Origin of the sequence: Pseudomonas sp. ANT_J12 (genome assembly GCF_008370045.1) — a bacterium.
Taxonomy (GTDB): Bacteria; Pseudomonadota; Gammaproteobacteria; order Pseudomonadales; family Pseudomonadaceae; genus Aquipseudomonas.
Genome location: NZ_VOBN01000042.1, coordinates 1 through 11,770, shown reverse-complemented (window position 1 = coordinate 11,770; position 11,770 = coordinate 1). Strand labels below are relative to the sequence as shown.

Genomic DNA, 11,770 nt, shown 5'->3' with positions numbered 1-11,770 from the left:
AACTCAGCAGTGAAACGATGCATCGCCGATGGTAGTGTGGGGTTTCCCCATGTGAGAGTAGGTCATCGTCAAGATTAAATTCCGAAACCCCTATCTGCGTATGCAGGTAGGGGTTTTGTTTTTTCCCGCGAGAAAGTGGCCGTAATAAAAAAGCCCCACTCAGAGATCTTCTGGTGGGGCTTTTTTGCGCCTATTGTACTAACTAGTTGCCATTGTCTCCTTCGACTTTGTCGATCGAAGTCATCACATCGGTCATACGCCGTCGCCCATTCACCTGATAGCTACGTTCGGTACCCTCGGGATCTGGTTTGCGAAGCAGCAGTTGCGCGTGTAGTCCATGCTCGACGTTATATCCTCCAAACCAATCCATCATCCTCCCGATATAGCACTGTCCATCAATCATCACAGGCATGTCACCGACTATTTCGAAGCTGTAATGCCCAGGGCCATAGCTGTAATAAGTACTGTCACCTTCGCCGCTTGGAGGAGTAGGGCAGAGCGGGTGACTCTGGTCGCCTATATCTTTTGCTTCGGTTCTGTTCACGCTACCCAAAGCTTGGGTGAGTGCTTTATGCAGCGCGGCTTCCAACGAAACAGTGGCGCCGCTGGTTTCATCTTTTTGTGTCTTGGGAATAGACAACTTATAGCGGTAGTTAACGCTCACAGTAGGCACTGCGCCGTTAAGCTTCAATGGGGCAAGAAGATAGAGGTGATCAACACCGTAGTAGCTGTTCCGGTAGGCTGCATAAATGCGGCCGCGAGCCTTTATCCAGCTGACGGACTGGTTTGCACCGCGATCATTAAGGGAGAGGAGAGCGCTGTCGGAGTTGGCTTCAGAGTCGAAAGCCAGTGTCCTTCTGACAAATACATCTCCGGAACGGCGAAACGTTTCTATAAAAGAAAATAACCCGGTACCGCCTGTGTAGTTATCGACGACAAGGTCTCGCAGTCCATCGCCGTCCAGGTCTATCAAGGTGTAAGAACTATTGCCGTCTTCTCCCCTGATTTTAGAGGCGGTCAAAGCCTTCCACTCGTCTGGCGTCACACCCGCCGGGATCGTTTTCGGAAAGTGATACTCGTCGGCAGCGTTGTCGTCATCCGCCACGTCTGAAAAGTCAGTGGTACCTGTTTTGACCGCAAGTGAGTCCAATATCTTTTCCAACGGGAACTCAGCATCGACGGTGCCTGCTTTTTGTATGGCTTGCCGCAAGTCCTCTGAGACCAACCTGTCGACGTCATCAGGTGTGTAGATGACCGCTTCACTCCATTGCTTTTGCAGTACCTGCAAGCGCTCACGGTAGCGCTGATCGAGGCACTCCACGTTTTCAGCACACTGGTCACGGATTTTCAGCCAGGCACGCTGAGCGGTTTTCAGTTCGGGCTGGACTTTGACCAGGCTCCGATAAGCCGATCCCATTTGAGTATCCAGTCCATACAGCCCGGTATGGGCGCAGATGGTTTTCTCTACGGCGCTCGCCGCTTTCGTACAGTCCATTCCAGCCGCCAGTGCATGCTCAGTAGCCAGCAGAACACAAACGGACAAAATACAGCGTCCTTTGGTGTACACAGTAATCAGACCTTGAGTTCAAAGAGTAAGTACGTCGCCATCCAAGTGTGCATCAAGGCCCGCGTCGACGCAGCCAAATGCACGTTTATACGCTCGCCGCTTCAAGGGAACGCCACTACTGGCCGATAACCCGAAGGGTCGCTGTTCTCTTTGCTTGCGGCAACTAGAGAAATCGCTTGATAGCCTTTGGCCTGCCGTTATCATCTGCGCGCCTGAAGGGGCGGCGTAGCTGTGTATCTGTCTTTGGGTTGTTCTTCTTAAATTGCCTGGAAATCTTCGATGCTGTCGTATCACCAAAAGAGTTTTCTGATCGTCGATGATTTCTCGGATTTCCGCAGCTCCGTCAGGTCCATGCTGCGAGAACTGGGCGTCAAGGATGTCGACACCGCTGATACCGGTGAACAGGCGCTGCGCATGTGTGCGCAGAAGTCCTACGATTTCATCTTGCAGGATTTTCACCTGGGTGATGGCAAGAAGAACGGTCAGCAGGTGCTCGAGGACCTGATGATCGAGAAGCTGATCAGCCATGAAAGTGTATTCGTCATGGTCACCGCCGAGACCAGTCAGGCGATGGTGCTCAGTGCCCTGGAGCACGAACCCGACGCGTACCTGACCAAACCGTTCAACCGCTCCGGCCTGGCCCAGCGTCTGGAGCGGCTGGTGCAGCGCAAGACCTTGCTCAAGCCGATCCTGCAGGCGCTCGACCGTAACAAACCGGTGGAGGTACTCAACGCCTGCATCGCGCTGTGCAAGCAGGACATCCGCTATTCGCCGCTGTGCCTGCGTTACCGCGCCGATGCCCTGCGCGACCTGAATCAGAACGAGGCGCTGGAGCGGCTCTACGACAGCATCATTGCTGATCGGCCTTTGCCTTGGGCGTTTGCCGGGCTCGGCAAATTGCTGTTCAAGCGCGGACAGGTAAGCCAGGCCAAAGGCGTCTACGAGAAGGCGCTGAAGGTGTTTCCGATGATGCCGGCGCTGTATGACGGCATGGCCGATGTGTTGGTCGCCGAAGGCGATACCAAGGGCGCCCAGCGTGTGTTGGAGGAAGCCATTCGCCTGTCGCCATTGGCGGTGCGCCGACAAGCATTGCTGGGTAAGTTGGCAATGACCAACGAAGATTTTGAAACCGCTTCCAAGGCCTATCGTCAGGCGGTGGCTCAGGGCGCGCAGTCCCGTTTCAAGGATGCGGAAAGCAATCTGGGTCTGGCCCACGCCTTGATCAGCAAAGGCAGTGAAAAAGGTCTGGACACCCGCACCCGACTGGAAATCAACACGACCCTCAGCGCGGTGGCCAAGGAGAATCCCTCCGACCCCGGCCTGCAGATTCGTGCGCGGCTGATGAAAGCCACCAGCCTGCTGCTCAACGATGCAGAGACGGCCGAGAAGCTCACCGAACAAGCGATGATGCGCCTCGATGGCATGGAGCAATTCATGAGCGCCGAAGCGGCGCTGCTGGTGGCCAAGCAACTGCAAATGCTCGGACAGGCCAGTGCCGGCGCTTCGATGCTGAAAAACTGTGCCGAGATCTACGGTGACGACCCGGCGGTGATGCAAGGCATCGCCAAGTTGACCGACGACCCGACCATCCTCAATGCCGGTAACGCGGCGGCCGACCTCAACCGTCAAGGCGTGCGGGTCTACAAGACCGGCAACCTGGTGGAGGCGCGGGACGTCTTCCGCAAAGCCCTCGCGCTGCAACCGAAGAACATCAGTATTGCGCTGAACATGGCGCAGTCGCTGCTGCATGGCACTGATGCCAGTGCGCCTTCGGTGGAACTTGAAGAGTGTCGAGCCTGCCTGAAAACGGTCGGCCTGATGCCCGATACTGACCCGCGTTTTTCCCGTTATCAGAAGCTGCGAAGCAAGGCGTTTGGCGAATGAGCGACAGCGAACAGGCACTCGATTTCTCCACGGTGATTGCCTCTACCGTGCACGACATGAAGAACTCCCTGGCCATGCTGATGCAGGCGCACAGCCAATGGCTGGCGCGCTTGCCTGATCAGCAGCATTCCAAAGAGCAGGGCGTTATCGACTTCGAATTCGCCCACCTCAACGGCATGCTGGTGCAGTTGCTCGGGCTGTATAAGCTCGGCGTCAACCAGATGCCGTTGCAGCCGGCTTACCACGAGCTGGACGACTTTATTGAAGCGCAATTGGCGGCGCATCAAGAAGTGTTCGCCAGTCGCGGCATCATGGCGACGTACGAAGTCGATCCGCTGAGCCCGTTGGGGTTCTTCGACCGGGAGCTGGTTGCTTCGGTGCTGGCCAACAGCATCAACAACGCGATTCGATATGCCAAGGATGCGCTGTTGATCACGGTCAGCGACGAAGCCGGTCAGTTGGTGATCACCATCAACGATGACGGTGAGGGGTATCCGCCGGAGATGATCGAACGCCAGGCAGATTATGTGCAGGGGATCAACCACAGCTCCGGCAGCACCGGCCTTGGCCTGTACTTCGCCGGGCGGATCGCGGCGTTGCATCAGCGCAACGGCGTCGGTGGTTATACCCGAATCAGCAATGGCGGCCCGCTGGGTGGTGGCGTATTCAGCCTCTACCTGCCCTGAACACGTCTCTACGCAATTACGCATTTTTGTTCCCCGCTGCTTGATATTCCGAACGGGCGGAGCCTATTTTGTACGGGTCGCCGTTCGCGGCTCGCACAACAACAAGGATTGCGTCATGACAACCGATGGCCAGCGTTCACTCGCTCAGCGATTGACGGGCATTGATGAGATTGAATGTGTCACGCCGGATTTGAACGGCGTACCACGGGGCAAAGTAATGACCGCCGAGGGTTTCCTCGAAGGGCGACGGTTGCAGATGGCGCGGGGTGTGCTGCTGCAATGCATCATGGGCGGCTATCCGCCAGCGCGCTTTTACGGCAGCGATGATGGCGACCTGGCGTTGGTGCCGGATCCTGCGCAGATCCACCGCTTGCCCTGGAGCAAGCAACCCCGGGCGTTCGCTATTTGTGATGCGGACGAACTGACCGGAGAAAGCTCGTCGCTATCGACTCGCGGACAGCTCAAAGCGGTCATCGCCCGTTATGCCGCGCGAGGCCTGGCACCGGTGGTGGCGACCGAGCTGGAGTTCTTTGTCTTCGCGCCCAACCCCGACCCGACGCAACCGTTCCAGCCGCCGCTGGGCCTGGATGGCCGTCGCGAGGACGGTCATTCGGCGTTCAGCGTCAGTTCCAATAACGGCTTGCGCCCCTTCTTCAGTGAAGTTTACGAAGGCATGGCGGCCCTGGGCTTGCCCCGCGACACCTTCATGCATGAGATGGGTGTCAGCCAGTTCGAGATCAACCTGCTACACGGCGATCCGCTGCTGCTGGCCGACCAGACCTTTTTGTTCAAGCACCTGCTCAAGGAAGTCGCGCTCAAGCACGGCCTGACCGTGGTGTGCATGGCCAAGCCATTGGCTCACACGCCGGGCAGTTCGATGCATATTCACCAGAGCATCGTCGAGATCGGCAGCGGGCGTAACGTGTTCAGCGACAAGGCGGGTGAACCGACGGCAACCTTCCGTCATTTCATCGGTGGTCAGCAGGCCGGCATGGCAGACTTCACCGCGTTGTTTGCACCCAACGTCAATTCGTACCAGCGTTTGTGCCACCCGTTTGCCTCGCCGAATAATGCCTGCTGGTCCCACGACAACCGGGCTGCGGGTTTGCGCATTCCGGCCAGTTCGCCGGTGGCTCGACGGGTCGAGAATCGCTTGCCCGGCGCGGATGCCAATCCGTACCTGGCAATTGCTGCGAGCCTGGCTGCGGGGTTGTACGGAATCGAAAACGAGCTGGAACCGAGTGCGCCGATTCAGGGTGAATTCGTGGTGCCGGATAATCTTTCATTGCCATGTACCTTGCATGCGGCCCTCGAACGTCTGAAACGTAGTCAATTGGCGATGGAACTGTTCGGCAAGGAGTTCATCGAAGGCTACATCGCTTCGAAGTCCATGGAGTTGACCAGCTTCTTTGATGAAATTACTCCCTGGGAACGGCGTGTTTTAGCAGCCCAGGCCTGACGATCTGTCGTCTTCGGGCTATCGTTTTCGATAGCCCGTTCCCACTGCAAGGAGCCGCTCGGAACGCCGATGCGCCAAATCTGGAAATCCTTTCGAGCGCTGTATTTCGCCTCGCTGATGATGTTGATCGGCTCGGGCTTGTTAAGTACTTATCTGGCCCTGCGCCTGGCTGCCGACCATGTGGATGGTCTGTGGGTCGGTGCTTTGATGGCCGCCAACTATTTCGGCCTGGTGCTGGGCGGCAAGATCGGTCACCGATTGATTGCCCGGGTCGGGCATATCCGCGCTTACGCGGCGTGTGCCGGGATTGTCGGCGCGGCGGTGTTGGGTCACGGCTTGATCGACTGGTTGCCCGCCTGGCTGTTCCTGCGGGTCATCGTCGGCCTGGGCATGATGTGCCAGTACATGGTGATCGAAAGCTGGCTCAACGAGCAGGCAGAGGCCAAGCAGCGCGGCCTGGTGTTCAGTGGCTACATGATTGCCTCGTACCTGGGGCTGGTGTTGGGTCAGTTGATCCTGGTCCTGCACCCGGCCCTCGGTCTGGAACTGCTGATGCTGGTCGCCCTGTGTTTCGCGTTGTGCCTGGTGCCGGTGGCCCTGACTCGACGCATTCACCCGGCGCCTTTGCATCCGGCACCGATGGAGCCACGGTTCTTCATCAAGCGCGTGCCACAGTCGTTGAGCACGGTGTTGGGCGCGGGGTTGATCGTCGGGTCGTTCTACGGCCTGGCGCCGCTGTATGCCTCGCAGCAGGGGCTGTCCACCGAGCAGGTCGGTCTGTTCATGGGTAGCTGCATTTTTGCCGGGCTGGTGGTGCAGTGGCCGTTGGGCTGGTTGTCCGATCGGTACGACCGGGCGCTGCTGATCCGCTGCTTCGCCTTGTGCCTGGCCGTGGCCGCGTTGCCGCTGGCGATCATGACGGAGGTGCCGCTGGAGGTGCTGTTTATCGCCGGGTTCCTTTGTTCGTTGGTGCAGTTCTGCCTGTATCCGCTGGCGGTGGCGTTTTCCAATGACCACGTCGAGGGTGATCGGCGGGTGTCGCTGACGGCGATGCTGCTGGTGACCTACGGTGTCGGCGCCAGTATCGGGCCGCTGGTGGCGGGGGTGCTGATGAAGCTGTTCGGCAGCCACATGCTGTATGCCTTTTTCAGTTTCTTCGCGTTGGTGCTGGTGTGGCGGATTCGCCCGAAAGCGGTGACTAACCTGCATGTGGTCGACGATGCACCGCTGCACCACGTGGCCATGCCCGACAGTATGTCCAGTTCGCCGCTGGTGGCAGCCCTCGATCCTCGGGTCGATGAGCAGGTGGTGCAAGACCAGATGCAGAATCCGATCGAGCCGGAACCAGAGCCAGAGCCTGAGCCTGGACCCGATCCGACCCCGGAAGATCCGACAGATCCCCACGATCCCGAAGACCCGGACGCTGGTCGCGAGCAAAGCTTTACCGAGGCCAGGCCTTAACATCGAGGCATAAAAAAACGGGCAGTCACCGCAAGGGACTGCCCGTTTTTTATTGATGCGGCGTGATCACATGTCGTCTTTGTCGAAGCGCCGGGCTTCACGTTGCAGCTGGTAGACGAAGCGCTCGACCTGCCGTTGCACCAGGCCGCTCATGTTGTGAAAGCGCACGCCGGCGAAGGTGGTGGAGATTCTTTCTTCGAAGTGCAGGTAACGCAGTTCAACCGGGGCGGTCATGCTGCCAAAGGGCAGGGCAGCGACGAACCGGTCGTAGACCTGGCCCAGTTGCAGGCTGGAGGTGATATCGCCTTCGAAGCGCAGCTTGCAGCCGGTGGCGGAGATGTCCAGCAACTTGCCGTTGATTGGTGACTTGAGCTTTTCGCCACCCAGTTCGACGTTGACCAACTGTGCCAGCTTCAACGCGGCGCGGAAGGCGTTGCGACGTTGGTGGTAAACCACTTCGGACGGCAGCGCGCCACGGTAGCAGCGGCCACCGCCGGACTCGTCGATGGTCAGCGGACCGTTGCTGTCCCAGGCAATGCGTACACCGTCATGAAAGCCTTCGACCTTGAACGGTTCACCGGCCAGCAGGAAGCGTTCACCATCGCGGGGAATCATTTCATCCAGCGCCATCATGTTGCTGTCACGGTCGATGTCCACCAGATAGCTCTGGAAGCGCTGGCTGCGCTCATGGAACGTGATGATCAGCGGATCATGGCTGTCTTGCAGCTGGCGCAGGTTGCCGGAGATTTCCAGGGGTGTGGTGAGCACCTTGGGTGGTTGCGGAGCGTCTTCCGCGCTTGAGGCATTGAACACGGTTCATCAATCTCCAGACAAAATATGACTACTGGCGGGCATTCTGCCAGTATGTTTCGCGTCTTGATAGGGCGTGCTCATGGACGGGGGTCAGGCCTGACTGAGCGGACGTGGCTTTGCCATCTTCGCGGTTGCGCCGCGTGCATCATAGAGCGCTGGAGGTTCGCCACCGGTGAGGATTTTCAGCTGATTGGCCGTGGCGGCCTGTTGCATCAGGATCGACTGGCCATTCTTGGCGTTGGCCGCCTGGCATTGAGCCAGAAGATCGGTCAGTGCATCGCCCTGCGCCAGCAACTCATCGCCGATGCTGGAATGGCTGGCAAGTTGCTCCAGGCCACTGCGATCGGTGGGCAGGCTGAGGCTGGCGAGGATTTCGCTGCGCTTGCGGCCATGCTGTTCGAGCAAAATGATCAATGCCTGTTTCTGCGCCAGAATCTCTTCGAGCAGTGGCATGTCGCGACCGTGCAAGGCGAGGGACTCGGTTTGCAGTAACTCCAGCAAGCGTTGCGCTGGAGCAAAGTCGTCGGTGATCAGTTGCAGTAGATTAGTGTCGTGCATGGCTGGCCTTGGGTTTTAAGCGTCCAAAAGCCTGGCGCAGGCGGTGGGCCTAGCGCTGGGCTTCGAAGTTGAGCAGTTTGCTGGCTACACGGCTGCTGTCGACTTTATAGCTGCCATCGGCAATCGCTGCTTTCAACTCGGCCACACGGGCGTTGTCGACGGCAGGCTGATCGCGCAGCTTGTCAGTGACCTTCTGCAACTGTTGAGCCTCATTGCTGAGATGTACCGATTCCCCGCTTTTGACGGTACCGGCCTGTTCGGCCGGGGTATTCAGCGGCGCGGATTTGCCGGCGTCGGCGGTTTCCTTGGCAACGCTGGTACGTGTACTGCCCGTAAGTGACGAGGAGCTGTTCAAACGGCTGAAATCAATGACCATGATAAAAAAACCTCTGGGTATTTGGACGCTTGCCATGTTTTCGGCAATACCTGCGAAAACTTTAGGCTCATTTGTGCAATGAGCTGCATGCGCCAGCGCTGCATGGGCACAGTTTAGGTAACCACCTGCCAGAGCGCCATAGCTTGACCTCTACATGGACACTTCCACTTGGCCCGGCGCGGTGACTTGCGCCTTGATGACCCGCATGGAGTTGAGGTTTTTGACCCGTATTTGCTCGGCCAGGCCGCCATTGGACAGCGCTTCACCCGGCATCCGCACACTGAGCGTACCACTGCGGGCGGTAATCACCACCTGGTCGCCCTTGCGCACCACTTCAGCCTGTTCCAGATGGACCAGGGTAATGACCTGATCGCCGACCGTTGGTCGGGTAAGTTTTTGCCCGATGGCCTGGTCAACCGAGGTGAAATAGCCCTGGTTGATCAGGCTGATGTCCCGCTCGCGCATAGCAACGTCGCCGGGTTCGATAATCCCGGCGCGCTTGAGGGGGCGGGTGGTGATCACAACGTCCCGAAACAGGCGCACTTGAGCGGGTACGAACACAGTCCACGGGGAACTACCCTCACAGCGAACCTTGACCGTGACCCGGCCAATCGGGGTCGCCGGGCTCTCCAGTGTGGCTGTCAATTCCTTGTCGCACATGGGCATGCGCAGGCGTGGATCGAGCTGCTTGACCTCGATTTCGTAGCGGCCTTCCGTTTGACTGGTGGCCAGATAGTCTTCTACGGTGAATTCAAGAAAGCCCTGAGTCACGCCGATAAGCATATCAGGCAAGGTAACCGCGTCAGCAACGGCAGGGCTGCCAACAGGAAATAAGCAAACGGCCGACACCACGCACAGCAAATTGCGGTAGGTTGATGTCAGGCGTCGGAAAAATGTCGTTTGTTCGTTCATACGGGTTAAAAAGCAAGCGCCGTGCCGTTTAGTGATGAATGTGCGTCGCAACACAACTTAGCGTTGTTGGTGTAGGAGTCTGGGCATGGCTGGTGTAATGGATTCGGTAAACCAGCGCACGCAACTGGTAGGGCAGAATCGCCTGGAGCTGTTGTTGTTCCGTCTCGACGGTCAGCAGCTGTATGGCATCAACGTGTTCAAGGTTCGTGAGGTGCTGCAATGCCCCAAACTGACCTTGATGCCCAAGTCCAGTCCCGTCGTGTGCGGTGTGGCAAATATTCGTGGGGCGACCATTCCGATCCTGGACCTGGCGATGGCCACCGGTTCCGGTCGGTTGCTCGACCAAAGCAATCCCTTCGTGATCATCACGGAGTACAACACCAAGACCCAGGGTTTCCTGGTCCGTTCGGTAGAGCGCATCGTCAACATGAACTGGGAGGAGATTCATCCGCCACCCAAGGGCACTGGACGCGATCATTACCTCACGGCTGTGACTCGGGTCGACAATCAGTTAGTCGAAATCATCGACGTCGAGAAGATCCTGGCGGAAGTGGCGCCGACACCGGAAGCGATCTCGGTGGGTGTGGTCGATGTCGAAACCCAGCACAAGGCGTTGTCCTTGCGGGTGTTGACGGTCGATGACTCGTCGGTGGCGCGCAAGCAGGTCTCGCGTTGCCTGCAAACGGTCGGCGTCGAAGTGGTGGCGTTGAACGACGGTCGACAGGCGCTCGATTACCTGCGCAAGCTGGTCGACGAGGGCAAGAAGCCGGAAGAAGAGTTCCTGATGATGATTTCCGACATCGAGATGCCGGAGATGGACGGGTACACCCTGACGGCCGAGATCCGCAGCGACCCTCGCATGCAAAAGCTTCATATCATCCTGCATACTTCGTTGTCGGGTGTGTTCAATCAGGCGATGGTCAAGAAAGTCGGTGCTGATGACTTCCTTGCCAAATTCCGTCCTGATGACCTGGCATCCCGGGTAGTCGACCGGATCAAAGCAGCAGATATCAGCTAGGGGCCTTCTGCCCCTGGCGGTCAACACGATTTAAGAGGCGGTATCTTTGTCTACAGGTAATTTGGATTTCGAACAGTTCCGGGTCTTCCTGGAGAAAGCCTGTGGCATTTTGCTCGGTGAAAACAAGCAGTACCTGGTTTCGAGCCGTCTCAACAAACTGATGGAACAGCAGGGCATCAAATCCCTGGGTGAGCTGGTCCAGCGCATCCAGACCCAGCCGCGCAGTGGTTTGCGCGAAATGGTGGTGGATGCCATGACGACCAACGAAACCCTGTGGTTTCGTGACACCTATCCGTTTGAAGTCTTGAAGAACAAGGTGCTGCCCGAAGCCATCAAGGCGGCTCCCGGCCAACGCCTGCGGATCTGGTCGGCGGCGTGTTCGTCGGGTCAGGAACCGTATTCGCTGTCGATGTCGATCGACGAGTTCGAGCGGACCAACATGGGCCAGTTGAAGATGGGGGCGCAGATCGTTGCCACCGATTTGTCCGGCACCATGTTGACCAACTGCAAGACCGGCGAGTACGACAGCCTGGCGATCGGCCGCGGTCTGTCGCCCGAACGCCTGCAGCGTTTCTTCGACCCGAAAGGGCCGGGCCGCTGGGCGATCAAGGCGCCGATCAAGAGCCGGGTGGAGTTTCGCTCGTTCAACCTGCTGGACAGCTACGCGGCCCTGGGCAAGTTCGACATCGTGTTCTGCCGCAACGTGCTGATCTACTTCTCCGCCGAGGTGAAGAAGGACATCCTGTTGCGCATCCACAGCACGTTGAAGCCGGGCGGTTATCTGTTTCTTGGCGCTTCTGAAGCGTTGAACGGTTTGCCGGATCATTACCAGATGGTCCAGTGCAGCCCGGGGATCATTTACCAGGCGAAGTGATGCAAAAGCAGCGCGCATAAAAACGGAGTCCTCAGGGGTAATGCCGATCAGTTAAGCCCTTTTACTTGACCTTTGGCCGCAAGAAATCAAAATCCGATGCCTGTATTGGCATCGGATTTTTTTATGCGTCTCGCTCGGGCACTGGAACTGACCCACAACATC

Annotated in this window: 11 protein-coding genes; 6 read left to right on the top strand and 5 right to left on the bottom strand. The window is 58.0% G+C overall.

Annotation, left to right across the window (positions count from 1 at the left end):
• Positions 1–202 precede the first annotated feature (202 nt).
• Positions 203–1,567 carry a lysozyme inhibitor LprI family protein gene (locus FQ192_RS33715; RefSeq protein WP_149662266.1) on the bottom strand — a complete coding sequence of 455 codons (1,365 nt, stop codon included), beginning with the start codon at positions 1,565–1,567 and terminating at the stop codon, positions 203–205.
• 279 nt (positions 1,568–1,846) lie between these two features.
• Here FQ192_RS33715 and FQ192_RS33710 point away from each other — a divergent pair, with 279 nt between their 5' ends.
• From FQ192_RS33710 to FQ192_RS33695, 4 genes are all read left to right on the top strand, one after another.
• Positions 1,847–3,451: a tetratricopeptide repeat-containing response regulator gene (locus FQ192_RS33710; RefSeq protein ID WP_149662265.1), complete on the top strand. Its 1,605-nt coding sequence runs from the start codon at positions 1,847–1,849 to the stop codon at positions 3,449–3,451.
• On the top strand, positions 3,448–4,137 hold the full coding sequence (locus FQ192_RS33705; protein WP_149662264.1) for a sensor histidine kinase KdpD: 690 nt from the start codon (positions 3,448–3,450) through the stop codon (positions 4,135–4,137). Before FQ192_RS33710 ends, FQ192_RS33705 begins: the two co-directional genes overlap by 4 nt.
• A gap of 217 nt (positions 4,138–4,354) precedes the next feature.
• The gene (locus FQ192_RS33700; RefSeq protein ID WP_178129318.1) at positions 4,355–5,596 is read left to right on the top strand and encodes a glutamine synthetase family protein; all 1,242 of its coding nucleotides are present in this window, start codon (positions 4,355–4,357) and stop codon (positions 5,594–5,596) included.
• Positions 5,597–5,665: 69 nt separating this feature from the next.
• A complete protein-coding gene (locus tag FQ192_RS33695) occupies positions 5,666–7,057 on the top strand; it encodes an MFS transporter (protein ID WP_149662262.1) in 1,392 nt (463 codons plus the stop codon).
• Positions 7,058–7,123: 66 nt separating this feature from the next.
• Here the strand turns inward: FQ192_RS33695 and FQ192_RS33690 are convergent, their stop codons facing one another.
• The 4 genes from FQ192_RS33690 to flgA form a co-directional block, all read right to left on the bottom strand.
• The gene (locus tag FQ192_RS33690; RefSeq protein WP_149662261.1) at positions 7,124–7,870 is read right to left on the bottom strand and encodes a flagellar brake protein; all 747 of its coding nucleotides are present in this window, start codon (positions 7,868–7,870) and stop codon (positions 7,124–7,126) included.
• A 90-nt stretch (positions 7,871–7,960) separates the two neighbouring features.
• Positions 7,961–8,428, bottom strand: a complete 468-nt coding sequence (locus tag FQ192_RS33685) for a flagella synthesis protein FlgN (RefSeq protein ID WP_149662260.1) — start codon at positions 8,426–8,428, stop codon at positions 7,961–7,963.
• 49 nt (positions 8,429–8,477) lie between these two features.
• Positions 8,478–8,804 (bottom strand): flagellar biosynthesis anti-sigma factor FlgM, encoded by a 327-nt coding sequence (gene flgM / locus FQ192_RS33680; protein WP_149662259.1) that lies wholly within the window; start codon positions 8,802–8,804, stop codon positions 8,478–8,480.
• A 150-nt stretch (positions 8,805–8,954) separates the two neighbouring features.
• Positions 8,955–9,716, bottom strand: coding sequence for a flagellar basal body P-ring formation chaperone FlgA (gene flgA / locus FQ192_RS33675; protein ID WP_149662267.1), 762 nt, complete (start codon positions 9,714–9,716; stop codon positions 8,955–8,957).
• Between the two features lie 85 nt (positions 9,717–9,801).
• On the opposite strand from flgA, the gene FQ192_RS33670 reads away from it, so the two are divergent.
• Both FQ192_RS33670 and cheR read left to right on the top strand, forming a co-directional pair.
• Positions 9,802–10,734 carry a chemotaxis protein CheV gene (locus tag FQ192_RS33670; protein ID WP_123516618.1) on the top strand — a complete coding sequence of 311 codons (933 nt, stop codon included), beginning with the start codon at positions 9,802–9,804 and terminating at the stop codon, positions 10,732–10,734.
• Positions 10,735–10,780: 46 nt separating this feature from the next.
• Entirely contained in the window at positions 10,781–11,608 is an 828-nt protein-coding gene (cheR, locus tag FQ192_RS33665) for a protein-glutamate O-methyltransferase CheR (protein WP_133840423.1), read from the top strand.
• The last annotated feature ends 162 nt before the right edge of the window (positions 11,609–11,770 follow it).